The organism is Pseudoalteromonas sp. S1727, from assembly GCF_005886375.1.
Lineage (GTDB): Bacteria > Pseudomonadota > Gammaproteobacteria > Enterobacterales > Alteromonadaceae > Pseudoalteromonas > Pseudoalteromonas haloplanktis.
This window is the reverse complement of sequence record NZ_PNDT01000051.1, coordinates 1-24876: the sequence shown is the minus strand read 5'-3', so window position 1 is coordinate 24876 and position 24876 is coordinate 1. Positions and strand designations below refer to the sequence as shown.

Annotated in this window: 20 protein-coding genes; 18 read left to right on the top strand and 2 right to left on the bottom strand. The window is 41.1% G+C overall.

All coding sequences use genetic code 11. The features are described 5' to 3' along the window. The first annotated feature begins 11 nt into the window (after positions 1 to 11). From CWB85_RS12885 to CWB85_RS12840, 10 genes are all read left to right on the top strand, one after another. Positions 12 to 2165 (top strand): dihydrolipoyl dehydrogenase family protein, encoded by a 2154-nt coding sequence (locus CWB85_RS12885; protein ID WP_138555105.1) that lies wholly within the window; start codon positions 12 to 14, stop codon positions 2163 to 2165. A 19-nt stretch (positions 2166 to 2184) separates the two neighbouring features. Beyond that, entirely contained in the window at positions 2185 to 2961 is a 777-nt protein-coding gene (locus CWB85_RS12880) for a DUF547 domain-containing protein (protein WP_502705316.1), read from the top strand. After that, complete coding sequence (locus CWB85_RS12875; RefSeq protein WP_171039017.1) at positions 2948 to 4192, top strand: ABC transporter substrate-binding protein; 1245 nt, start codon at positions 2948 to 2950, stop codon at positions 4190 to 4192. The genes CWB85_RS12880 and CWB85_RS12875 overlap by 14 nt, the downstream gene beginning before the upstream one ends. Next, positions 4192 to 5940 (top strand): ABC transporter permease, encoded by a 1749-nt coding sequence (locus CWB85_RS12870; RefSeq protein WP_138555103.1) that lies wholly within the window; start codon positions 4192 to 4194, stop codon positions 5938 to 5940. Before CWB85_RS12875 ends, CWB85_RS12870 begins: the two co-directional genes overlap by 1 nt. An 8-nt stretch (positions 5941 to 5948) precedes the next feature. Beyond that, positions 5949 to 6602, top strand: a complete 654-nt coding sequence (locus CWB85_RS12865; RefSeq protein WP_138555102.1) for an ATP-binding cassette domain-containing protein — start codon at positions 5949 to 5951, stop codon at positions 6600 to 6602. After that, on the top strand, positions 6596 to 7222 hold the full coding sequence (locus CWB85_RS12860) for a CDP-alcohol phosphatidyltransferase family protein (protein WP_138555101.1): 627 nt from the start codon (positions 6596 to 6598) through the stop codon (positions 7220 to 7222). The genes CWB85_RS12865 and CWB85_RS12860 overlap by 7 nt, the downstream gene beginning before the upstream one ends. After that, complete coding sequence (locus CWB85_RS12855; protein ID WP_138555100.1) at positions 7212 to 8000, top strand: sterol desaturase family protein; 789 nt, start codon at positions 7212 to 7214, stop codon at positions 7998 to 8000. The genes CWB85_RS12860 and CWB85_RS12855 overlap by 11 nt, the downstream gene beginning before the upstream one ends. Before the next feature lie 453 nt (positions 8001 to 8453). Next, complete coding sequence (locus CWB85_RS12850) at positions 8454 to 9242, top strand: hypothetical protein (protein WP_016706949.1); 789 nt, start codon at positions 8454 to 8456, stop codon at positions 9240 to 9242. Positions 9243 to 9308: 66 nt separating this feature from the next. Then, positions 9309 to 10763, top strand: a complete 1455-nt coding sequence (locus CWB85_RS12845) for a lipid-binding SYLF domain-containing protein (RefSeq protein ID WP_138555099.1) — start codon at positions 9309 to 9311, stop codon at positions 10761 to 10763. A 14-nt stretch (positions 10764 to 10777) separates the two neighbouring features. Beyond that, positions 10778 to 11962 carry a BamA/TamA family outer membrane protein gene (locus tag CWB85_RS12840; protein ID WP_016706951.1) on the top strand — a complete coding sequence of 395 codons (1185 nt, stop codon included), beginning with the start codon at positions 10778 to 10780 and terminating at the stop codon, positions 11960 to 11962. 71 nt (positions 11963 to 12033) lie between these two features. On the opposite strand, the gene CWB85_RS12835 is transcribed toward CWB85_RS12840, so the two are convergent. Together CWB85_RS12835 and CWB85_RS12830 are read right to left on the bottom strand one after the other, a co-directional pair. Next, on the bottom strand, positions 12034 to 13002 hold the full coding sequence (locus CWB85_RS12835) for an HAD family hydrolase (protein WP_016706952.1): 969 nt from the start codon (positions 13000 to 13002) through the stop codon (positions 12034 to 12036). Positions 13003 to 13081: 79 nt separating this feature from the next. Next, a complete protein-coding gene (locus tag CWB85_RS12830) occupies positions 13082 to 14602 on the bottom strand; it encodes an arylsulfatase (protein ID WP_080571509.1) in 1521 nt (506 codons plus the stop codon). Positions 14603 to 14942: 340 nt separating this feature from the next. On the opposite strand from CWB85_RS12830, the gene CWB85_RS12825 reads away from it, so the two are divergent. The 8 genes from CWB85_RS12825 (at position 14943) to CWB85_RS12790 (ending at position 24722) form a co-directional block, all read left to right on the top strand. After that, positions 14943 to 17198, top strand: coding sequence for a tetratricopeptide repeat protein (locus tag CWB85_RS12825; protein WP_016706954.1), 2256 nt, complete (start codon positions 14943 to 14945; stop codon positions 17196 to 17198). 10 nt (positions 17199 to 17208) lie between these two features. Continuing rightward, a complete protein-coding gene (locus CWB85_RS12820; protein WP_016706955.1) occupies positions 17209 to 18201 on the top strand; it encodes an AAA family ATPase in 993 nt (330 codons plus the stop codon). Positions 18202 to 18211: 10 nt separating this feature from the next. Beyond that, positions 18212 to 19147: a DUF58 domain-containing protein gene (locus CWB85_RS12815; protein ID WP_138555098.1), complete on the top strand. Its 936-nt coding sequence runs from the start codon at positions 18212 to 18214 to the stop codon at positions 19145 to 19147. 2 nt (positions 19148 to 19149) lie between these two features. Beyond that, entirely contained in the window at positions 19150 to 19608 is a 459-nt protein-coding gene (locus CWB85_RS12810; protein ID WP_016706957.1) for a DUF4381 domain-containing protein, read from the top strand. Beyond that, on the top strand, positions 19605 to 20612 hold the full coding sequence (locus tag CWB85_RS12805) for a VWA domain-containing protein (RefSeq protein ID WP_138555097.1): 1008 nt from the start codon (positions 19605 to 19607) through the stop codon (positions 20610 to 20612). Before CWB85_RS12810 ends, CWB85_RS12805 begins: the two co-directional genes overlap by 4 nt. Continuing rightward, complete coding sequence (locus CWB85_RS12800) at positions 20605 to 22218, top strand: vWA domain-containing protein (RefSeq protein ID WP_016706959.1); 1614 nt, start codon at positions 20605 to 20607, stop codon at positions 22216 to 22218. Before CWB85_RS12805 ends, CWB85_RS12800 begins: the two co-directional genes overlap by 8 nt. Further along, positions 22218 to 23411, top strand: a complete 1194-nt coding sequence (locus CWB85_RS12795; protein ID WP_138555096.1) for a protein BatD — start codon at positions 22218 to 22220, stop codon at positions 23409 to 23411. Before CWB85_RS12800 ends, CWB85_RS12795 begins: the two co-directional genes overlap by 1 nt. Positions 23412 to 23564: 153 nt before the next feature. Beyond that, positions 23565 to 24722 carry a BamA/TamA family outer membrane protein gene (locus CWB85_RS12790; protein ID WP_138555136.1) on the top strand — a complete coding sequence of 386 codons (1158 nt, stop codon included), beginning with the start codon at positions 23565 to 23567 and terminating at the stop codon, positions 24720 to 24722. The last annotated feature ends 154 nt before the right edge of the window (positions 24723 to 24876 follow it).

The following is a 24876-nucleotide window of genomic DNA, read 5'->3' as shown; positions in this document are numbered from 1 at the left end:
GAGCGAAAATTATGTTTAAAAAAATTCTAATATTAGTTACTGCACTGCTCGCTATTGGGCTGTTTTTTCATTTTGATTTACATCAGCTATTAACCCTTGATGGTTTAAAAGGCTCAATGGATCAATTCAACCAATACAAAGCGCAATCACCTTTACTCGTTATTGGCGGGTTCTTTTTACTTTATGTGGTGGTAACAGCCCTTTCATTACCCGGTGCCGCTATTTTAACCTTGGCAGCGGGTGCCTTATTTGGCTTAATTGAAGGCTTACTAGTTGCCTCATTCGCGTCAACCATTGGCGCCACCTTAGCCTTTTTAGTGTCGCGTTATTTATTACGTGATGCGATTAAAAAGCGCTTTCCTGAGCGTTTAGCGGCAATTGATGCAGGCGTTGAAAAAGAAGGTGGTTTTTATCTCTTCACACTTCGTTTAGTGCCGGTATTTCCGTTCTTTTTGATCAATTTATTAATGGGTGTCACCGCAATTAAGTCATGGACTTTTTATTGGGTAAGTCAAATTGGTATGTTGGCTGGTACTTTTGTATTTGTAAATGCAGGGACTCAATTAGCACAAATCGATAGCTTATCGGACATTTTATCGTTTGATTTGATTTTATCATTTGTATTACTTGGCGTATTCCCACTTATTGCTAAAGCTATCCTTAATACCATTAAAAAACGTCGTGTTTATAAAAACTATACAAAACCAAAACAATTTGACCATAACATGATAGTCATCGGTGGGGGTGCTGGCGGCCTAGTAACCAGTTATATTGCCGCAGCAGTAAAAGCCAAGGTTACCTTAATTGAAGCTGGAGAAATGGGCGGTGATTGCCTAAACTACGGCTGCGTACCCAGTAAAGCAATTATTAAAAGTGCCAAAATAGCCGAGCAGATCAAACACGCCGACAAATATGGCTTAGAAAACAGCGCGCCGCAGTTTTCGTTTAAAAAAGTAATGGCCCGCGTACATCAAGTGATTGCTGATATCGCCCCACACGACAGTGTTGAACGTTACACTAATTTAGGCGTAGAAGTACTCAAAGGCTATGCAAAAATTACCGATCCTTGGACGGTGGAAATTAAACTCAACGATGGCGGCACACAAACCTTGACCGCCCGTACCATTGTAATTGCCACCGGCGCACGCCCGTTTGTACCACCACTGCCAGGTATTGAAGAAGCTGGGTATGTAACAAGTGATACCTTATGGAGCAAATTTGCCGAGCTTGATGAGGCGCCTAAAAAGCTGGTGGTGCTTGGCGGTGGGCCAATTGGCTCTGAGCTTGCGCAAAGTTTTGCACGACTCGGTTCATCAGTTACACAAATCGAAATGGCCGATCGGGTGATGATCAAAGAAGATAGCGAAGTCTCTGAATTTGCAACTCACGCCCTTAAAGCCAGTGGTGTCAATGTATTAACCAATCATCAAGCATTACGCTGTGAAAAACGCGGCGAGCAAAAATTCATTATAGTTAAGCATGCAGAGCAAGAGTTTGAAATTGAATACGACGAGCTACTGTGTGCCGTTGGCCGCAGCGCCCGTTTGAGCGGTTATGGTCTTGAAGAGTTAGGTATCGAAACCAATCGTACGATTGTTACCAATGAATACCTAGAAACCCTCTACCCGAATATTTTTGCCGCCGGTGACATTGTCGGCCCATATCAATTTACGCATGTTGCCGCGCATCAAGGGTGGTACGCCGCCGTAAATGGCTTATTTGGTAATTTGAAGAAGTTTAAAGTGGATTATCGGGTGATCCCGTGGACCACCTTTATTGATCCTGAAGTCGCTCGCGTAGGTATAAACGAGCAAGAGGCAATTGAGCAAGGGATTGATTATGAAATTACTCGCTTTGAATTTAAAGAGCTTGATCGCGCCATTACCGACAGCGCTACCCAAGGCTTTATTAAAGTGATTACGCCAAAAGGCAAAGACAAAATACTCGGTGTTACTGTGGTTTCTGAGCACGCGGGAGATTTAATTGCTGAGTTTGTTCTGGCGATGAAACATGGTTTAGGACTGAATAAAATTTTAGGCACTATTCACAGTTACCCAACGTGGGCTGAAGGTAATAAATACGCCGCAGGAGAGTGGAAGCGTGCCCACGCACCGCAAACAGTACTTAATTGGCTAGAGAAATACCATACTTGGCGCCGAGGATAATTAAATGAAGTATTTAATGATGTTACTGCTATTTTGTTTAGCGTTTAGTACACAAGCGAACGATGAGTTACATCAACCTTGGCAACAGTTATTAAATGAGCATGTTAAACCAATCAACCACGGTGCGAGCACCGTGGTTGATTATGCCGCAATTAAGCAGCAACACAGCGAATTAAAAAGCTACCTAGCGTCACTCAGTGCCATTACTGCAACCCAGTTTGCAAGCTGGAATAACCTCAAGCAACTGGCTTTTTTGATCAATGCATACAACGCATGGACGGTCGAACTAATTTTAACTGAATACCCACAGGTTAAATCAATCAAAGACTTAGGGAGTTTTTTTAGCTCCCCTTGGAGCAAAGAGTTTGTGTCATTATTAGGCGAAACCCGCAGCTTAGATAATATTGAACACACGCTTATTCGTGGTAATAATAAATACCGTGAACCGCGTATTCATTTTGCAGTTAATTGCGCAAGTATAGGCTGCCCAGCCCTACGCGAGGAAGCCTATACAGGGGCTAAACTTGACGCTCAACTTGAACAACAAACCACGCGTTTTTTGGCAGATACAACTCGCAATTACGCAAAAGATAATACCCTCTACCTATCATCGATTTTTAAATGGTATCAAACAGACTTTGCAACAGACTTTCGTGGCGCACAATCGTTATCGGCATTTACCTTATTATACTCAGATGCGCTAAACTTAACGCCAAGCCAACATGCTAAACTTGAAAGTAACACCATGAAAATTAAGTTTTTAGATTACAACTGGGCATTGAATGACAACCAGTAATTACCTGTTATTACAAACAAGGCGTATGCAATTTTATGCCTTGCTATTTAGTGTGATGCTTAGCCTTGTATTTTCATCTAACAGCACTGCAAAGCAGTGGCAGAGCGTGCTCGATAACGGCCAAAACCACAGCGTCTATTTTCATGCTTGGGGGGGCGATCCGCAAATAAATGTTTATATTCAATGGCTTGCGCAACAAGTTAAACAGCAATACAATATTGATTTACACCATATAAAACTCACCGATACCAGTGAAGCTGTGAGCCGTGTTTTAGCCGAGAGATCAGCAGGCAATCACAGTAATGGTAAAGTCGATCTGATATGGATCAACGGCGCAAACTTTGCGGCAATGGCAAAACATGGCCTACTCACTCCTGATTGGGCAAATCAACTGCCTAACTTTGCCCTCACCAACCCCTCTCATAATCCAGCGGTGAGTTTAGATTTTGGGGTACCCACGCAAGGTATGGAGTCACCTTGGGGGCAAGCGGCACTTACTTTTTATTACGACAGTGCAGCAATGACCGCTCCACCTAAAACCATTAACCAATTACTCAGTTGGAGCGCCCAACATCAAGGCCGATTTACTTACCCAAGACCGCCTGACTTTATTGGTGTGAGTTTTTTAAAGTATGCGTTAATTAGCCTCACGCCCAAGGCAGAACAGTCTTTACTTTATCAACCTGTCAGTAAACAAAGTGCCGCTTTATTATTGCCTAATTTATGGCAGTTTTTAGATGCACTGCATCCTAATTTGTGGCGTGCGGGCCAATATTTTGTCTCTAGCAGTACCGCTCTTCGGCGTTTAGTCGGTGATACTGAACTGAGCTTAGCACTGACGTTTTCAGCGCCTGAAGTACCCGCTGCGGTAGCGCGTTTTGATTTACCTACCAGTATTCGCAGCTATGCCATGAGTGATGGCAGCCTAAGTAATATTCACTTTGTTGCTATTCCCTACAATGCCGCTCATGCAGACAGTGCTAAGTTAGTTGCGAATTTTATGCTTAGTGTGAACGCTCAAGCTAAAAAACAACACCCTGAAATATGGGGTGATAATACCGTACTTGATCTAGCCACTTTGCATCCTGAGCAAGCTGCACAATTTCAATTATCAAATCCGCATCCGAGCAGTTTAGCGCCAAATCATCATAGCCCAGCCCTTGCAGAGCCTCACCCAAGTTGGGTAAAAGTCATTGAACAGCAATGGCTTGCCCGATATGGAGCGCAGTAATGATACAGCCGCGTGATTTATTTACTCAAAGCATACAATTAAGTCCTGCGCTATTAATGGCGCTATTGGTGATCCCCGTTGTTGGTGGGTTAATTGGTGTGTTATTACCCGCGTTTGGCTATATCCCTGCACTGGATAAAACCACCTTCACCCTGAGTGGTTTTTATTCGTTATTTAACACAGCAGGATTTGGCACTATGCTGCTGTTAAGCGCCGTTAGCAGTTTGGTAAGTACATTATTGGCTTTTACGATCACCGTGTTGATTTTAGCCTGTTACTTCAATAGCCCTTGGCTATACCGGATCCAGCGTTTGTTGGGGCCTATTTTAGTGATCCCCCATGCGGCTGCCGCCATTGCGATAAGCTTTTTGATCACCCCATCGGGGATGATGTCACGATTGTTCTCCCCTTGGCTTACTCAGTGGCAAAGCCCAGCTGATTGGTTATTGCCACACGATCCGTGGGCAATAAGCATGATTTTAGGGTTAACCTTAAAAGAGCTGCCTTTTTTGTTACTGATGGCACTAGGAGCCCTCGCTCAAGCTGATTTGGGCGCAAAATTACGCGCACAGCATAAAGTGGCCATGAGTTTAGGCTATTGCCCTATGACCGCATTTTTTAAAGTTGTGCTACCTAACCTATACCCATTTTTGCGTTTGCCTATTTTAGCTGTGCTTGCCTATGCCAGTGCCAGTGTTGAAATACCACTTATTCTTGGCCCTAATGCTCCTCCTACTCTCGCAGTGGCTATTATGCAATGGTTTAACGATGTTGATTTAACTTTGCGTATTCAAGCCTCTGCGGGGGCAATTATGCAATTACTGTTGACCATGACCTTGCTGCTTAGTTGGTGGCTACTGGAAAAGCTTATAAAAAGGTTTAGCTATAACAGCTTAATCAATGGCAGGCGCGAATATGCCGGGCAGCTTATTATGCGGTTTACTCAGCTATTAACAGTTATTTTGCTCACTGTGATTATGCTGTCATTAATGGGGCTTATTTTATGGTCATTTGCGGGTTATTGGCGTTTTCCTGATGCGTGGCCATCACAATTTGTATTACTGCATTGGCAGCATGCTTTACAACACATGCAAACACCGTTACTCAACACAATTACAATCGGGTTTATTGCTACTTTTATCGCTGTTATTCTGACCTTATTTACCTTAGAAGCAGAGCAATTACGCGCGCGTAATTTATCAAACTTTGCCAGTTTACTGATTTATTTACCTATGCTTATCCCAAGTATTGCGTTTTTATTTGGCTTAGTTTGGTTGCAAGAGCAAGTTGGTAGCCATCATGCCTACTTTAACGTTATTTTTGGTCACTTATTATTTGTACTGCCCTATGTGTTTTTATCATTAGCAAGTAGTTACCGGCGTTTAGATCCTCGTTTTTCATATCTTGCAGCAAGCTTAGGTGCCACGCCTAGCAAGGTATTTCTGCGGGTAAAATTACCGCAGTTATTAGCGCCTATTCTGATTGCCTTCGCACTTGGCTTAGCGGTGAGCTTTAGTCAATATTTACCTACTTTACTCAGTGGCGGCGGGCGTATTAACACCATTACCACAGAAGCTGTCGCCCTTGCCGGTGGTGCAAGTAGACGCGTCAGCGCCGTTTATGCACTAATGCAAATGCTATTACCGGCTATGGCATTTTTACTTGCTTGGTTTATTCCTAAACTTGTTTTTACAAAACAAAATGCAGCGCACTATGTATCAACATCCAGCACTAAAACAACAGCCTAAGGCCTAATATGCAGTCGTCACTGAATATAAAACAACTTACTATTTGCCGAGAGAGCACACCGCTACTGTCTCTCAATGAATGCATAACAGGCGGTGAAGTGCTCAGTATTATGGGCCCTTCTGGCAGTGGTAAGTCCACTCTACTAAATTGGCTTACGGGTATGTTGCCACATGGCTTTAGCGCCCAGGGGAGCTTATTTTTAAATGAGCAAAACATTACGCAGTTGGCCAGCCATCAACGCCATGTAGGTTTGCTGTATCAAGATCCTTTGTTATTTCCGCACTTAAATGTGGCCGATAACATTGCCTTTGCGATGCCTAAAGGCAATAAAAAACAGCGCATAGAAAAAATTAATGACTCACTTAAACAGCTAGGATTAGAGGGCATGGCAGCGCGCCACCCACAGAGTTTATCCGGCGGGCAACAAGCAAGGGTTGCACTTTTACGTGTATTACTGAGCGAGCCTAAAGCCATTTTACTTGATGAGCCATTTAGTAAGCTTGATGCAACACTACGAGAAGATACCCGCGAGCTGGTATTTGCACAAATTCGCCAACATCAACTACCGGCAGTAATGGTCACTCATGATATCAGTGATGCACACGCCGCCGCTGGCAAAATTATTACCCTAAGCGCTGATGAGCAGGAAACACGATGCTAGATAAATTTATAACCCCGGTTATTAAACCACTATTAAAACCGGTCGTGATAATACTGGATAAATGCGGCTTAAATGCCGATAAACTTACTGTTATTGGCTTTCTGATTGGTCTACTCGCGCTGCCACTCTTAGCCTTTGAATTATACTATGGCGCTTTACTGGCAATCGTTTTGAATCGAATATTTGATGGCCTAGACGGCGCGTTAGCTCGCCATCAGCAACAAAGTTCATCTGCCGGTGGTTTTTTAGATATTTGCCTCGACTTTTTATTCTACGGCGCCATTGTGCTAGGTTTTGCTTTAGCCGATCCGGCGCAAAATGCCCTTGCCGCGGCAGTATTACTACTGGTATTTATTGGTACCGGTTCAAGCTTTTTAGCCTTTGCCATTGCCGCTGAAAAATTTAACTTAGCGAAACCCCAGTTTAAGTATAAAAGTTTTTATTATTTAAATGGTTTAACTGAAGGCACTGAAACCATCGCTTTTTTTGTGGCATTTTGTATTTGGCCGCAGCACTTCACTTTACTTGCTTATAGTTTTGCTGTGCTTGGCGGTATTACTATTTTTACGCGTATTCACGGCGGCTATCATACCTTAAAGCAGGTAAATAATGACGAATGAAACCTTATGGCGATTGGGCGCGTTTCTTACTATTTTAGCGGTTATGATGATAGTAGAAGCAATGCGCCCTGCTCGTACATCACCGGTGGCAGCAGGTAAACGTTGGTTTGCAAACTTTTCCTTAGTCGTACTGGCTTCAGTACTGGCTCGACTAACCATCCCCATAGGGTTAACCAGTGTTGCCCTTTACTGCCAACAACATTCAATTGGTCTGTTTAATCAATTAGACTTACCTTTTGAGTTGGTGATCATAATCAGTTTACTGTTACTTGATGTGGTTATTTATTGGCAACATCGGTTATTTCATAAAGTGCCGCTGCTATGGCGTTTACATCGGGTGCATCATGCAGACCCCCATGTAGATACCAGCACTGGGCTGCGCTTTCATCCTATTGAAATTGTCCTCAGTATTGTGATCAAACTGGTTATTGTCGCCGTGTTTGGCGTTCCAGCAATCGCCGTATTAATATTTGAAATTGCCCTCAATGGCTTTGCCTTGTTTAATCACGCCAATATTAGCCTGCCGACTAAACTTGAACGTGCATTACGTTATGTGCTTATTACCCAACAATTACATCGCATTCATCACAGCCAAATTCCGGCTGAAACTAACAGTAACTTTGGGTTTAGTGTCACTTGGTGGGATCGCCTCTTCGGCAGTTATAAAACCACAGCGCAGCAACCAGACTCGCAGCTAACGATTGGTTTAAAACAATACCCGACAGAAAAACAACATACATCTTTAATTGCATTATTTTTAATGCCATTTAAAAATTAAGCAAAGATAGGCACCCCATATTGATATCCAGCAATTTGCTGGTATTATAAACAATTATCTAAATAATTTATTTGCCAACAAACGCTTAGTGTTTACAGTTATAGACAATACCAAGGTAGGTACGAAACACCAACGCCCTTGGTAATAAACAAAGCTCTTCGTTAGCTTATCATTGATGTATTCACTGTTAGTAAGGAACTAAAATGGCGAGTATTAGTGATCCTAAAACAATTATTTTAACAAGCTTAAATAGCCCGTTCGTTGCTCGTCGGCTAACAACATCTAACACTCATAGACCTATTCTTGTTGACCGTTTATTTTTTACTTACTTCCCTATAAATTTAAAGTTCCTATATATTTTAGTGGCAACAAATACGGATAAAATTTACTACAGTTACCAGAGGGTAAGTCATTACCTGAATACTTCATTTAACAAACATGAAAGGATTAGTCATGAAATATCAAATGATTAGCATTTTATCACTGCTACCTTTAGCGAGTGTGATAGCTGCTGAAGAAAAAGCAGTACAGGATATGTCAGATCCACTGGCAATTTACACTCAAGTGGGGGCGGGAGTAACAGATAAGGGAATTAATCTCAAAGTAGGACAAGCCTATGATACCGGAGATAGCACGACGGCGGCAATGAACATTATTGAAGTGAAAGGAATTTTAGGCGATACCTTAGGTTGGCAGAGTGACAACCTGACAACCAATTCAATCGACTCATTTCGATTTCGTAACTTCACCACTACACTTACTAATGGTACTGCGACACAAATTGATGCAAACTATAATTTACGAGGTAACCTCACTGCGGAGGAAACCATGGATGTATCATATAGTTTTATTAAAGCTCTTCCTCCTAAAGGCAAATTTACCTTTTACCCTCTTGCGGGCGTAGGTGTTTCAGTTGGTGAAAATGCCTTAGAAGATGATGGCTCTATTGACAGTGGTTATTCAACTATGGGAGTCTACGGCCTTATTGGTATGTACTCGAAACTAGCAATAACTGATAAAATCTGGATCAACTACAACCCATTTTGGTTATCAACAATTGCAGGCTCTGATAACTATAAAGATAATTACTATGGAGTAGATCAAAGCCATATTTTGACCCATGAATTTGCACTTAGTTATCAAATAAACCCGCGAATGAATTTACGTTATTTTGCAAACTGGAATGAAAACGTCGATTTTTTTGATGGCGACCAACGTATTGAGTTCAATTATCAACTTTAATACCCTCATTACTCCAACCAATTCATCGCCTAGTCACTGCGCTAGGCGTAAACTTATAGAGTAAACATGCTATCTACTTTTGCTTTTATCCGCTCAATTAGTCTCTGTCTACTAATTTTAGCATTCACTTTCGCAAGTGGTTGTACAAGCCTTACAGAACAGCAACGGCTGGATACTCAGCAAAAAATAATCGATAAAAATCAGCAGCTTTTAGCAATATTCACTAAAAAGCAACCAAGTATAAGCAATGACTTACACAATGCTGTGGGTTATATGGTCTGTGAAACAAACCGCATGATGTTAATCGCCCTTGGTGGTCAAAGCGGTTTATGCTTATTAACAGATAACAGTAAAGGCAAACAGACAGTTCTCGATTTAAACAGCGTTAACTTAGGTGTCGGCTTAGGGGCAAGTCATAACCAATATCTAATTACCTTTCAAGATCCCGATGTCATGTATAAGGTTAAGGATGGTCATTTCAGCATCAAATTAAATAACGTTACCAAAAGTGTACAAACAAGCCCAACGACAGCCATAAATTACGAAAGCAAAATAAACCTATACTCTCTCAATCAAGAAGGTTCGATCGCTTCTTTAGCTGTTGGTGCTTTAGCTATTACCCCCAATAAGTCACTCAACGATCCCGAATTTGCACTAAGCAATATACCCACAAAAACAACGCAATCTCAAACCACACAGTGGCCCTACGCATTGCCTTTTCTAGCAGATCAGGTTATTGCTAAAGGCTACCAGTTACCTAAACCTTACGGCATGGGTTTTACTTATGTGAGTGTTGAACAACAGATGTCATTAACCCAGTTGCAAGTTGGCTTTAATGGCAATGGTACGCAACCATATGATTTTGTAAGCTTTGACACACCGATCACCTCACTCACTACGTTACAATTAAAAGCGGATATGTGGGTACTACCATTTATGAATGTATTCGCCACAATAGGAAAAGTTGAAGGTGATTTACATGCCAATGTACTCATTGATGGCGACACTATGCTCGCCCAGCTAGGAGAAGACTGTCAGGGTTTTATCAAACCTCTGAGCTGTCGTTTACTCGAAAATAAACTCTTTACCTTACCTATTCGCGCTAATGTTAATCCTACTACTTACGGTATCGGAACAATTATCGCAGGCGCGTGGCAAGATTGGTTTGTTACATTGCCAGTAAATATAACATGGAGTCAATCCAGTCGTAACGTATTAGATGGTCGCTCAATTACTATAACCCCCAGGGGGGGACGTATTCTTCATTTACCTCGTCTTGGTCGTTTATCACTATTCTTGGGTGGCAATTATTTAGACAGCCACAATACAGTTACAGGCAGCTTAACAAGCGAAGCTGGCTTCAGCCTAGATTATCAAGTAAGCCAAGCCAATGTTGAACGTTGGAATCTAGTAACAGGTTTTAATTGGGATATCAGCAGCAGCTTATCACTGAATGTAGAATATAATGGGTTTATTGGCGATCGCGATGCGATCATTGCAGGACTAACTATTCGTTATTAATCAAGGAAAGTGTAATGCGTAAATATTCAATATCATTATCCAGCGTTTTTGCGTGCTTATTGATAAGCCCAGCCGCGAATGCTGATTTCCTTAATGAGTATGTGATTGACCCTGAAGATGGTCAACTCGATGCCAGTCGTTACATTTCACAAACACCATTGGGCTTTTTACCCGTTCCGTCTATTATCACTGAGCCAGCTGTAGGGACTGGTTTAGCATTGATGGGATTATTTTTCCATGATACAGATAAAAACAAACATACTGAACACACAGAAAAGCCTTTGCTACCAAAAAGTATCAGCATTGTTGGAGCGATGAAAACAGAAAACGGTACTTGGGGCGCAGGCGTTGGTCATATTGCCTTTTGGCAAGAAGATACCCTCAGATACCGAGGCTTTGCAGGTTACGCTGATATTAATTTAGACTTTTACTCATTAGCGGGTCGCGAACTAAATAAACCAATTGCACTGAACTTACATGGCCCAGGTGTGCTACAACAACTCACCAAACGCATTCCAGACAGTAATTTTTTTGCTGGCGTTAAACAGTTTTACCGTGGTGTTGATATCGCCCTTGCCGAACCTTTATTAACTGGTAATAATATTATAGATGAGCAGTTAGCAGCGCTTGATAATCAACTCAGTAAAAAAATCACTACCTCTGGGCTTGGTGGTGTATTAGAATTTGATAATCGAAACAACCCCTTAAACCCAGAAAAGGGCTTTAATTATCGAGCTGAATACATGCTGTTTAACGATGCTATTGGCAGTGATGTGGATTATCAGTCAACGCAAATTAAAGGCCTAAACTATTGGCAACTAAGTCCAAAAACTAATTTTGCCTTTCGTTATCAATACGATGGTGTGTTTGCCGATGACGATACCAAATTGCCCGTTTATGTGCTGCCTTTTATAGACTTACGCGGGATTGCGAAATCTCGTTATCAAGGCACTGATGTGCTAGTCACCGAAGTTGAATTAACCTATAAAATAAATCAACGATGGCGAGTTAACGGGTTTACAGGCCTTGGAAAAGCAAGTTACAGTTTTTCAGATATTGGCAGTGCTGACTCACAAACCACCCTTGGTGCAGGTTTTCGCTATTTAATTGCAAAACGCTACGGCTTTACAATGGGCCTTGATATAGCCAAAGGCCCCGAAGAAAGCACCATTTATATTCAAGCTGGTAGTTCATGGTAAAACTGCACACACAGTGGAGGAAGCAACGCTTCCCTCACTGAGTACAATTTGTCCTAAACTAAGTAATCACGCTATTTTTTATAGATAACTGACCAATCATTTTTCATATCAACAACGACCCAGTTGTCTTTTTTCGCTTGTACTAATGCTTTATCTAAACCACCAATTTTTGAGCCTTTATCATATGCCCATTCACGCTTTTCGTCGGTATGATGGATAAGCATAGAGAAACGTTCGCCAGAACCGGCCTTAGTCCACTCAAGCATTTCTCTGTCGCCGTCAGAATTGCCAACAGCAATAACAGGGCGCTTCCCTATTGCTTGATAAATACCGATAGGCTTACCTGCTTTATCATCATTAAAATCTAATTTTGGCAATCTTACAATTTGTGGAACACCATCAATCACTTTATATTCTGAGGCGACACGGCTACCAATAATTTGCTCGCTTGGAATACCATATACAGCGGGAGCCCAAGCACGCATAAACTCAACTCCGCCACCAGAGACTATAAAGGTTTTAAAGTCATGATCACGTAAATAGCTTAATAGTTCGAGCATAGGTTGATAAACCATATCCGTAAAAGGCTTGTTCGTGACTGGGTGTTTTGCTGAGCTCATCCAGGTTGAAACTTGTTGCGTAAATTCATCGCTGGTGATGCCTGTATGAGTATTCATCACTAATTCAACTAAGTCTTTTTCAGTCATATGAGCAGGCATTTTGCCTTTTAGAATATCAGCATATGGCTGTGTGGTTTTCCACTGTGGATGCGCTGGTGCCAGCTTTTTAACTTGCGCTAAGGCAAAAAACAGTTGGAAATAAGCGGGTTGCTCTGCCCACAGCGTACCGTCATTATCAAATACCGCAATCCTATCAGCAACAGCAACAAAGTCTTCAGAACCTTCCGTCGTGGTTTTTTTCACAAACTCCATGATTGCACTTTTGCTTGCCCCTTCCTGCCATGACGCTAAAGGCTCGGCTGTCACATAGGCAGTAAAAACAAAACTGGCTATCAACAGTAAGGATTTAAATAATTTCATACAAACTCCTTTTTAAAGGTAAAAAGCCAATTTCAAATGAAATTGGCTTTAAATTTTATTATCTAACTAGCAATAACGTTTAGTTGCGCGGAACTAACGCATCTAGTTCAGCCAGTTTTTTCAGCGCATCTTGCTGTCTAAATGTGTCATAGCTAATGTTGCTTGAACTTAAGCTAGAACCCATTTGGAAAGGATAATCAGGAATAGTCTTTAAGAATTCCATAACCTTCTGCTGTACTGGTACAAATAACCACATAGTGTTTTCTGCATACCATTTTAAGTACATTCCAGACTCAAGCGCACCTTTTTGATATGGGTCTTGACGAAGGTTGATGATTAACGGCCATGCAGGAGTTTCACGAGTTGCCGTATTAATACCACCAGAAAGTGTTGCGAAGTGAATTTTCCAATCATTCCAACGTACCGCATTTAGCTCGCCCGTTGCACCAAAGTAGAAGATGCTATCACGTGGTGATTTATCTACTTTACCTTCAAAAAACGGCTTCATGTTGTAACCATCTAGGTGAACACGCCATTTTTTACCATTTGCACGGTAACCCTTTTTCAGTTTTTCAACTACATTAGGCTCACCTGCCGCTGCTAAGAAAGTAGGCATCCAGTCTTCTTGCGAAATGATATCGTTGATAATTGTACCTGGCTTAACAGTACCAGGCCAACGAACCATCATAGGAACACGGAAACCACCTTCCCATGTGGTGCCTTTCTCACCGTGGAACGGTGTTGTACCACCATCAGGCCAGCTAATAGTTTCTGCGCCGTTATCGGTTGAATATACAACAATCGTGTTATCTGCAATTTTAAGCTCATCAAGCTTATCAAGTAGCACACCTACTGCTTTATCATGCTCAGCCATACCATCTGGGTATAAACCTTTACCCGTTACGCCAACCGACTCTTCTTTTAAGTGAGTCCAAACGTGCATACGTGTTGCATTCATCCACATGAAGAATGGTTTTTTCTGTTTAACAGCGCGTTCCATAAAATCTAAACCAGCAGCCATAAACTCGTCATCCGCATGTTCCATGCGCTTTTTAGTTAATGGACCAGTATCTTCAATTTTACCGTCAGCAGTTGCTTTAAGCACGCCACGAGGACCATATTTTTTACGGAACTCAGGGTCTTTAGGGTAAAAGTAACCTTCTGGCTCTTCTTCAGCGTTTAAGTGGTACAGATTACCAAAAAACTCATCAAAACCGTGATTAGTAGGTAAGTGTTTATCTTGATCGCCTAAGTGGTTTTTACCAAATTGGCCTGTCATATAACCTTGTTCTTTTAATAAATCACCGATAGTTGGTGACCAATCAGGAATACCATGGTCAGAGCCCGGCATACCAATTGTTAACAAACCAGTTCTAAACGGGTGTTGTCCTAAAATAAACGATGCGCGGCCTGCGGTACATGATTGCTGCGCGTATGAATCGGTAAACATTGCACCATCTTTAGCAATGCTATCAATATTCGGCGTTTTATAACCCATAATACCGTGATTGTAAGCACTGACATTATGTACACCAATATCATCCCCCCAAATAACCAATATATTTGGTTTGTCTGCAGCGTGCGCTGAACCAACTCCCATCGCAAGTGCTGCAACTGCAACTAATTGCTTAATGTTCGATTTTATAGAAATCACCTGTATACTCCTTGTTATAAACAAACGTAATTACATGTCTAATTTTATAGACTAGTTTAAAGCTATACTATTTCAACTATATTGCAACGAAAAATTATCATCTGTTATGTTTCATATTTAATACACTCTGTAATTATATATGTATAAAAGGTACACGGGTAATTATTCTTGTAAAATAAACACTTCTTGTAACTGAGCCCCTCAGTAAGCTTTACTATGCTACTCCTGTACTGGTATAAATAAATAGAGAAACCAAACGATGCTGTTCGCACAAGGATAATTATAAATGCGATTTCTATTTTTAATCATATGGCTATATGCTCTCTTAGTCCCCGATACTGTTAATGCTAACGAACAAACATGTATTTCATGTCATAAAGAGCAGGTGGAAGATTGGCAACGTTCAGATCATTTCCATGCAATGGAAACCGCAACGTTGCAAAATGTGTTAGGCAACTTTAATAACCAAACTCTAGATTACCAAGGCCAACAGGCTCGCTTTTACACCGACAATGAAAAGTTAATAATCACCATGCCCGATCTTGATGGCAAGTTAACGAATTACCCTGTGTTGTATACTTTTGGCTATCAACCTCTACAGCAATATATGTTCGACATGGGCAAAGGCAGAATTCAATTATTTCCATTTGCTTGGGACTCTCGTTCAAAGGACGAAGGCGGTCAACGTTGGTTTGTACTTCACCCTGAACAAAAAGAGCATGATTTATTCCATTGGTCACAAATGGGGCAAAACTGGAACCATATGTGTGCAGATTGCCACTCCACTGACTTTAAAAAACAATTTGACTTAAAAACTAACGAGTTTAATTCAACATTTAGTGCCATGAATGTGAGTTGTAACGCATGCCATGGCGATTCAAAGCAACATATAAACTGGGCAAATGGCGATACAAAGGTTAAGAATAAAGGCTTTGCGATTGATATCAGTAAGAAGACGCCACTTTTTATTCGTCAACCAGATGGAAGCATGAAAAGTGCGCAGCCACTTAAAGATTCACAACAGATTCAAGTATGCGCTACATGCCATGCAAGACGCAGTCAATTAAATGATCGAACAGAACCACATAATTTTTTAAAAGAATTCCAGCCATCGCTGATCACACCCGAGCTCTACCATGTTGACGGCCAAGTGTGGGATGAGGACTATGTGTGGGGTTCTTTTGAACAAAGTAAAATGTTTGCAGCAGGTGTCACTTGTAGTAACTGCCATAATCCACATTCAGGAAAGTTAAAGCTACCCGCTAATCAAACATGTACTCAATGCCATACTAGCGAAGTATTTGACACTCCTGATCACCACGGCCACAAAGTTGATACCACCGGGAGCCAGTGTGTTGACTGTCATATGCCGGCGACAACTTATATGCAAGTTGATGCCCGACGGGATCATAGTTTTAGAGTCCCTCGTCCTGATTTAACGTTGAAAACTCAAGCTCCCAATGCATGTAATAGTTGCCATCAAGATAAAACCCCACAATGGGCGGTTAAAAATATCAAAACATGGCATCCAGATTCAAAGCATATGGGTAGCGATCATTTTTCATTAGCATTTCATGCCGCAGATAACCGCTTACCCAATAGCTCAGCAATGCTGACTAAAATTGCTCAAAATAAAGAGTTTCCGAATATCATTCGCGCATCAGCCTTAAGCCGCTTGGCCAACACAGCAGACAATAATGCTGTTGTCGCTATCGTCAGAGCAGTAAAAGAAAATGAAATTTTAAAGCGCCAAGCTGCTATTACAGCGGCTATGCCCTATGAGATCTCGCAGCGCTGGCGAATGATTAATAGCTTACTTGATGATGAACATTTAGCTATTCGTAGTGAAGCCGCAAGAGCATTAGCAGCCATGCTCGTTGAGCCATTTCCTGGTGGGTTAAATGAAACAGATACACAGCGCTTAAATAATGGCTTAAATGAATATAAGCAAACCCAAACTTACCAAGCTGAACGTGGCTTTTCGCACACTAATTTAGGTAACTTAGCGCTCGAACTAAACAAACCTGAACAGGCAAAAGAACATTATTTAACCGCAATACAAGTTGAAAATATCTTTATTCCGAGCTATGTTAATCTAGCTGACTTATATCGTACTCAAGGTGATGAAAAGGCGGCAAAAAGTATTTTACTACAAGGACTAGAAATAAACCCTGAAGCTGCTGATTTACATTATTCACTAGCAATGAGTTATATCAGGACTAAAGATAAAAAAACGGCATTGCCGCATTTAGCAAAGGCAGCCAGTTTCGCTGAAAATAATGCGAATTACAGCTACACTTATGCTTTATTATTGCAGGATATGGGTCAAATGGAACACGCCTTAATCGCTTTACGAAAGGCATTTCAAATTACCCCTAACAACCCCGATATTAGCTACAGTTTAGCGCAAGCCTACTTAGCTAAAAAGCAATACGAAGAAGCATTAAGATATGCTAGAAACTTAGCACAATTAGTTCCTGGCAACCAACAAATACAAGAGTTTATACAACAAATACAAATGATGCAGAGCCTAAATCATTAAGGAAAAGAGCATGGAGACACTCGCACAAATAAAGCAATTACAAACACAAATGGCTAGCAGTATTATAGGTCAGCAAGATGTAATTGAACGTTTATTAATTGGTTTACTTGCCAATGGTAACTTATTGATTGAAGGCCTGCCGGGTCTTGCAAAAACCCGTGCAATAAAAGCCTTAGCTAAAAACATCGACAGTCAATTTAGTCGAGTGCAGTTTACTCCTGACTTATTACCATCAGATATCACTGGGTCTGAAGTCTATTTCCAAACGCAAGATGGTGGCGAATTTAAATTCGACCCAGGCCCATTATTTGCCAATATCGTCCTCGCTGATGAAATTAACCGTGCGCCAGCAAAAGTCCAATCTGCACTGCTTGAAGCAATGGAAGAAAGACAAATAACGGTTGCGGGTAAAACCCATAAAATGGACCCCCTGTTTATGGTATTAGCCACGCAAAACCCTGTTGAACAAGAAGGTACCTACCCGTTACCAGAAGCTCAGATGGACCGTTTTTTAATGCAAGTCAACATCGTATATCCAAGTGTAGATGACGAAGTTGACGTTATTGGGTTAGTTCGTCAAGAAGAACAAAGTCTTTATAATACCGCCGCTGAAGAACAAACTGACAGCATCGAAAAACAGCTATTACCGCAACAAGTCATTTTTGATGCCCGCAAAGAAATTGCCAATATTGCAGTAAGCCCCGAAATGGCACGCTATATTGCCGATATAGTATACGCTACTCGTACGCCTGAAAAATATGACGAAGAACTTGCCAGTTGGATCGATTTGGGTGCTTCACCTCGAGCTTCAATCAGCTTAGATAAATGCGCTCGTACCCATGCATGGCTTGCAGGTCGTAATGAAGTGCTGCCTGATGACATTCGTAGTATTGCTGTAGATGTATTACGTCATAGATTAAGTTTAAGTTATCAAGCACAAGGTGCGGGTATACAAAGCCACGATGTAATCGCCAAAATAATTGAGTTAGTTGCCCTGCCATAAGGAGCATGACATGGCTGTTTCACAATCGCACTTAGACCAGCGCATATATAGTGATTTTAAACAATTAAAAAGTCTGCAAAGTCGCGCTCGAAAGCTTAGTTTTTTACCTAAACAGCGCAGTAATAGTGTGTTGGCAGGTAGACATAGCTCTCGTGTTCGTGGCCGTGGTTTAAGTTTTGAAGAACTGAGAGATTACCGTGTTGGCGATGATATTCGCAGCATAGATTGGCGGGTTACTGCGCGCACTGGAAAACCGCATGTACGTGTTTATGCTGAAGAAAAAGATCGCAGTGCTTTGATCCTGATTGACCAACGCGTCAATATGTTTTTTGGTTCAAAACTAAATATGAAATCAGTCACCGCCAGTGAAGCAGCAGCGATCTGCGCTTATAGAATTTTTGAACAAGGCGATCGGGTCGGTGGGGTCATTTTCAACGACACTGAGATAAAAGCTTTTAAGCCCAGTAAAAAGCCGCAAGCACTTGAGCAGTTTATGCACAGTGTCAGTGATTTTAATTTAGCCCTTGATTGCAATCTCCCCAACCCCACTCCCGCCATGACTTTAAACGAACCTCTCGCAGCGGCAACGAAACTGGTTAGTCACGATCAGATGATTATCATTATCAGTGATTTTGATCATGTTGATTTAGCAACCGAGCAATACCTTGCGCAAATGGCAGCACATAATGACGTAATTTTATGTTTAGTAAGTGACGATATTAATCACCAACTTCCTAACGATTTAACACTAAGCGTTAGTGATGGCGAACAGCAAATGATACTTGATACGAGCCATAAAGATGTGCATCAACGGATGCAAGAGACATTCACAAAACGTACTAATAAAATCAAAAATTGGCAACTTTCTATCGGCGTTACTGTTATTGAGCTAAGCGCTTGTGAAGATACGTTAAGTCAATTTTCAAGTGCATTTGCAGTAGGTTAGAGATGGATAATCAAGATTTAGATAACCTCGAGCTCTACCAATTAATGGCGGAAATCAAACCCGTTACCGAACCTGCAGCAATTTCTATGTGGCCTGAAGGTCCTGGGTGGACTGTACTTCTTGGTACAGTTATATTAATTGCTATTACTCTTCTTGCACTGCAGCGCTTTAAACGCTACAAGCAGCGCCATCGTTTTTATGCAATTGATGCAATAAACAACTTAGCCGATGATAGTAGTGCCTTAGCTATCAGCAGTATTTTGAAGCGCTGTGCTTTAAATGACTTTGAACGTTGCGAAATAGCCGCACTAACCGGACCACAGTGGAGTGAGTTTTTAAATACACATTGTGATAAACATACGCATTTTACTGACTTTTATACACTAACAGCAGATCATGATCGCGCAAAACTCAAACAACAAGCCATTACTTGGCTCACTTACTACAAGGTGACGCCATGATCATTTTTAAACACCTATGGATGTTTAGCCTCTTAATCGTGCCCATATTATTAGTATGGTTATTGCCTGCATTTAAACAAAAAACCTTGGCAATTAGGATCCCATTTTTTTCCTTAGCGCATCAAGCCAGTGGCGCAAAAACCACACAAGGCGAACACAGTAATAAAAAATATTTATTTATTTGGTTAAGTGCCGCTTTAATTTGGTTGTCACTTGTTGTTGCACTTGCAAATCCCACGCAACTTGGAGCGCCGATTAAAAACGAAACAACCAGTCGAGATATTATGTTAGCCATTGACTTATCTGGCTCGATGGATGAACAAGACTTTCCTAGTAACAATGGCGAGCGAATTCAACGCTTACAAGCTGTAAAAAATGTAGTAAGTCAGTATATCAAAGATCGTAAGCACGATCGTATCGGGCTTATTGTGTTTGGCACACAAGCTTATTTACAAGTGCCCTTTACTCAAGATTTACAAAGTGCAGAGCAATTACTTGATAATACCCAAGTGGCTATGGCAGGCCCACATACTGCGATCGGTGATGCAATCGGGCTTGCATTAAAAACCTTTGAATCATCTAAAGTAGAAAACAAAGTACTGATCTTATTAACCGATGGTGCTGATACTGGTTCACGAATGTCCCCTTTAAACGCGGCACAAATTGCAAAACAATCGCAATTGAAAATTTTTACTATTGGGATTGGTGATGAACATGCCGAAGGCCAATATCGCGTTGATTTTGCTACTTTAAAGAAAATTGCCAGTACCGCCGACGGGCAATTTTATAGTGCACAAGACAGTGAATCATTAGAAAAAATTTACCAACAAATCGATCAAATAGCGGCTGTAGTAACTCCGGTAATTACAACACGCAAAGAAACCAGCTTACTACATATACCGTTGTATTTTGCTTTATTGGTTTTTGTATTAGCGCTACTCGCTCAAGTAATTATTGAGCTTTCCAAGCAAAGGCGGCAAACAAAGGATGTTGAACATGTTTGAGTTTCACTTTTTGCGGCCATGGACCTTACTGCTGTTACCCGTTGTTATTTTACTTTGCTACATCATCCGTAAAAACCAGCAAAGCAGTAAACACCATACCCATGCTATAGCCACGCATTTAGCATTAGCATTGACACCAAAACAGCGTTTATTTGATAAATTAAAACCTATCGACTTTACCTTAGCCTGTGCAGTGCTATTAATAATCGCTTGCGCAGGCCCTGCTTGGTTTAAACAAACAGATGACAATAGCGATAAAGCGCCGCTCATTGTTTTATTAAAAGTAACTGAAGCCATGCAAGTAAACGATGTATCGCCGACTCGCTTAACCCGCGCTAAGCAAAAAGTTGCTGATTTACTTAGTTATCGCAGTGGTGCTAAAACCGCACTGTTCGCTTATGCCAGCTCCAGTCATAATGTACTGCCTTTTACTGAGGATAGTAGTGTTTTTCAACCATTTTTAGTTGCCTTAGCACCAGATGTAATGCCAGGAAATCATAGTGTAAACGCCGACAATGCAGCTACTGCAATGCAACAAGCAATCACGCTGTTAGAAAAACAACCTTATGCCAGCATTGTGTTAATAGCCGATGATATTAGTCAAGCGCAAGTTGCAGCCTTAAATAAGTTACAACAACCATTTATTTGGTGGCAAATAGCTACAGATAACGGCGGGGTTATAAATTCAACTGATGGTCAACTTCGCTCTGATGAACAAGGCCAAGCGTTGATCATTAAACCTAACTCGAATACTCAGTCATCTTTACAAACGGTAACACACCAAGCACTTACACTTGATATGCAAGATGTTATAGCAATTGATAACTTTGTAGAACAAAATTATCAGCGTCAGCGTGATAACAACAACACCAGCCCTTATCAGGATATGGCATGGTATTTCACATGGCCCGTGCTGTTACTTAGTGCTTTATGGTTTCGAAAAGGCTGGACTTCAATAAATATAGAAAAAAAGCCGCACCAAACCATCCAAACGATTAATCATATTGCGGTATTATTTTTAGCTGGTAGTTTATTAGGTTTTCCAAAAACGAGTTATGCCAGCACTGCCGACTGGTTTTTTACTCGTGATCAACAAGCAATGATGGCTTACAACAACCTTGATTTTGCTCGCGCTGCGACGCTATTTTCTGATCCACAATGGCAAGCAAAAGCATTATTTGAACAGGGTAAATATACCCAGGCTGCTGAAGTTTATGGTTCTTTAGGGACTATAGATGGATTTTACAACCGTGCGACAGCCCTCTTAAAAATACAAGAATTTGAAGCCGCAATAGCAGGCTTTAAGCAAGTGTTAAAACAACAACCTGAACACCTAAATGCACAACGAAATCTAGCGATTGCAGAGCATGCATATGCTGCTGTGATTGCACAAGCTGGCGGTGTGGATGCAGAGCAAAGTATCACCACTGAGGTCGATGGGAATGAAGTAAGTGAGAAGCAAGATGGCAATTCCCAAGATTACCAAGTAACAGACTCTCTTTCTCCTGATGCAAAAGAGCAATGGATGCGCAGTGTTGACTCAGAAATGGGGGACTTTTTAAAAAATAAGTTTGCCACAGAAGCTAACGCTCAAAGGGGGCAATAATGCGATTACTGTTAATTTGTTTACTGGCTTTTTCTGTATTGCCAAGTTTAGCTGCTGAACCAAAAGTAACTGTCAGCATTAGCAATGAAAACCCACTGGTTGGCCAAGTAACGACCGTCAAAGTAAAAGTTTTAGTGCCAACTTGGTTTGCAAAGCCGTTGTATTTTGATGAAGTCGACACGCTGAATGTAATTAGTGTAAAAGGCAATAAAAGTACCTATCCAACTTCTGAGCGTATTGGTAGCGCAACGTGGACAGGTGTTATTAAAGAGTACCCCGTGATTGCAATGACCCATGGTCGTTTTGAATTAACACTACCAACATTAAAAATCCACTTCGTGGATGAAAATAGCCAAACAATCAACCGCGAAATAACTCCCCCCCCCGTCTCCTTTAACGCCACGCTACCGGAGCTTGCTAAAACTCTGAACCCCATCATTATAGCTGAAAATATTACGCTACAAGAAGATGTTAATATACCTGACCAATTGATTGCCGGGCAAAGCATACAACGAAAAGTGAGCGCAACAATCACCGAAAGCTCAGCGTTATTTATTCCACAGCTAATGAATAGTACTAATACAGAACAACAGCAAAGCTACCCTATCACGGCCAGTGTTAGTGACACCCTTAATGACAGAACGGCTGCATTTACAGGTGTACGTACCGAACAGCAAGATATTGTCGTTAAACAAGCAGGTAATCTCACTTTACCTAGTATTACTATAAGCTATTACCAGCCTAGCACTGACAGCGTTCAAACCGCGGAAATTAAAGGCAGCGAAGTGAGTGTAGCCAGTGCGCCCGCAAGTTTAACAACATGGTTATTGTGGCTTGTATTAGCCCTAATTGGCTTAGTTATTGTGTGGGTGATCTATCGTATCGTTCAATTTTACTGGCTGCGCTACCAACAAAGTGAACTTGCTCATTTCAGACAAGTAATTCAGCACACTGGTGTGAATAAAGCACACTATAGTGCCTTTATTACTTGGCGAAACAGCTGGCAAAAGGTAATAGGTAAAAGTATCGCTTTACAACAACAAAACCAATCGATAACTCTTGATTTTGAACAAGCACTGTATAGCAATAAAGCATTACCCCATGATTTTACCGTACAGTTAAAACAGTTCAGAGTGGCGCTAAAAAATGAAAATAAGCAACAAAAAGGTGTATTAAGCCCACTCAACCCTTAGATTAATTATCTGAATTTTGTAATGCCTGCAACTGAAAGCGCTTTACTAATTATTGCTAGATTACTTAAAGTCTACCATTTAAATTAACAACTAAAGCGCTTACACTAAGCCTATGAAACGACTATTCAATTAGGAACTATTACATTGATCAAAATGTTTACACTTTGTTGTATTAGCTTTATGTGTATTTCTTTTTACAGTTATGCCAACAATGCTTATGAAGATCATGTGATAGCACCCACACAAAAACAATTGGATAATCAAACATCCAAGGCTGATAAGCCTATTTCTTTTTTACCAATTCCGACATTTATAACCGAGCCTGCGGTTGGCCCGGGGCTGGGCGTTGTCGGGCTTTTTTTTCATGATAATAAAAATAAAAAGCCAAAAAAAGAAGGCACAACGCTTCCTCAAAGTATCAGTATTGTTGGCGCATTGGCCACTAAAAATGGCACCAAAGGCGGCGCACTAGGTCATGTTACATTTTGGGATGAAGACCGTATTCGCTATCAAGGCATTATTGGTTATGCCAGTATTAATCTTGATTTTTACACTTTCTCCGATATTGACTTACTCACTCCATTATCACTCAATATTGAGGGGCCCGCGGTACTACAAAACGTAAAAGTACGCTATAAAGACAGCAACTTCTTTTTTGGCGCTAAACAGTTATATCGCCATGTAGATCTAAGTTTAGCTGAGCCTATTTTTCAAGATATCAATATTCCTGACGAGTTGTTAAATCTGCAACTAATACCTGAGATTAACACTTCAGGCTTAGGCGCACTGATGGAGTATGACAGTCGCGATAATCCCCTTAACCCTGAGCAAGGCGTAAACTATAAAGCCGAGTACATGGTATTTAACCAAGCAATTGGTAGTGATATAGATTACACTAGCTTTAAGTTTTCCGCCTTAAACTACTGGGCATTAAACAAAAAAGCCAACTTAGGCCTACGTGTAGAATTTGATACTGTGAATAATAAAGATGATAGGCAACTGCCGGTCTATATTCCTCCTAGTATCAGCTTACGAGGGGTATCGGCCTCGCGCTATCAAGGGCTCAATGTCTTGGTTACTGAATTTGAAGGCAGTTATAAAATCACCGATAAAATTAAACTCAGCGCCTTTACTGGCATGGGTTGGGCAGCAGAGCATTTTTCAACCCTGGCTGACGCAAAAACAATAAACACTGTTGGCATGGGCTTTAGATACTTAATAGATGAACATTATGGGATCAACATTGGTTTAGATGTCGCTCACGGCCCTGAGCAAGATGTTGTGTATATTCAAGCCGGATCTACGTGGTAATACCAATCAACTTAAATATTTAACCATTCTAGCGGGCTAAATAAAGCGCTAACTGCGTTATAAATTTTTCATGTACGACTGCATGGATGCAGGAGGTAGAGCAATGCAGGAGCAATTGCCGAGAACAACTACATGTCAAAATTTATGCCTTGTT

What these genes read in the sequence shown, in the direction of transcription:
- CWB85_RS12885 (WP_138555105.1), top strand. Translation starts at nt 12, where the DNA reads ATGTTTAAAAAAATTCTAATATTAGTTACTGCACTGCTCGCTATTGGG.
- CWB85_RS12880 (WP_502705316.1), top strand. Translation starts at nt 2,185, where the DNA reads ATGTTACTGCTATTTTGTTTAGCGTTTAGTACACAAGCGAACGATGAG.
- CWB85_RS12875 (WP_171039017.1), top strand. Translation starts at nt 2,948, where the DNA reads ATGACAACCAGTAATTACCTGTTATTACAAACAAGGCGTATGCAATTT.
- CWB85_RS12870 (WP_138555103.1), top strand. Translation starts at nt 4,192, where the DNA reads ATGATACAGCCGCGTGATTTATTTACTCAAAGCATACAATTAAGTCCT.
- CWB85_RS12865 (WP_138555102.1), top strand. Translation starts at nt 5,949, where the DNA reads ATGCAGTCGTCACTGAATATAAAACAACTTACTATTTGCCGAGAGAGC.
- CWB85_RS12860 (WP_138555101.1), top strand. Translation starts at nt 6,596, where the DNA reads ATGCTAGATAAATTTATAACCCCGGTTATTAAACCACTATTAAAACCG.
- CWB85_RS12855 (WP_138555100.1), top strand. Translation starts at nt 7,212, where the DNA reads ATGACGAATGAAACCTTATGGCGATTGGGCGCGTTTCTTACTATTTTA.
- CWB85_RS12850 (WP_016706949.1), top strand. Translation starts at nt 8,454, where the DNA reads ATGAAATATCAAATGATTAGCATTTTATCACTGCTACCTTTAGCGAGT.
- CWB85_RS12845 (WP_138555099.1), top strand. Translation starts at nt 9,309, where the DNA reads ATGCTATCTACTTTTGCTTTTATCCGCTCAATTAGTCTCTGTCTACTA.
- CWB85_RS12840 (WP_016706951.1), top strand. Translation starts at nt 10,778, where the DNA reads ATGCGTAAATATTCAATATCATTATCCAGCGTTTTTGCGTGCTTATTG.
- CWB85_RS12835 (WP_016706952.1), bottom strand. Translation starts at nt 13,002, where the DNA reads ATGAAATTATTTAAATCCTTACTGTTGATAGCCAGTTTTGTTTTTACT.
- CWB85_RS12830 (WP_080571509.1), bottom strand. Translation starts at nt 14,602, where the DNA reads ATGGGAGTTGGTTCAGCGCACGCTGCAGACAAACCAAATATATTGGTT.
- CWB85_RS12825 (WP_016706954.1), top strand. Translation starts at nt 14,943, where the DNA reads ATGCGATTTCTATTTTTAATCATATGGCTATATGCTCTCTTAGTCCCC.
- CWB85_RS12820 (WP_016706955.1), top strand. Translation starts at nt 17,209, where the DNA reads ATGGAGACACTCGCACAAATAAAGCAATTACAAACACAAATGGCTAGC.
- CWB85_RS12815 (WP_138555098.1), top strand. Translation starts at nt 18,212, where the DNA reads ATGGCTGTTTCACAATCGCACTTAGACCAGCGCATATATAGTGATTTT.
- CWB85_RS12810 (WP_016706957.1), top strand. Translation starts at nt 19,150, where the DNA reads ATGGATAATCAAGATTTAGATAACCTCGAGCTCTACCAATTAATGGCG.
- CWB85_RS12805 (WP_138555097.1), top strand. Translation starts at nt 19,605, where the DNA reads ATGATCATTTTTAAACACCTATGGATGTTTAGCCTCTTAATCGTGCCC.
- CWB85_RS12800 (WP_016706959.1), top strand. Translation starts at nt 20,605, where the DNA reads ATGTTTGAGTTTCACTTTTTGCGGCCATGGACCTTACTGCTGTTACCC.
- CWB85_RS12795 (WP_138555096.1), top strand. Translation starts at nt 22,218, where the DNA reads ATGCGATTACTGTTAATTTGTTTACTGGCTTTTTCTGTATTGCCAAGT.
- CWB85_RS12790 (WP_138555136.1), top strand. Translation starts at nt 23,565, where the DNA reads ATGTTTACACTTTGTTGTATTAGCTTTATGTGTATTTCTTTTTACAGT.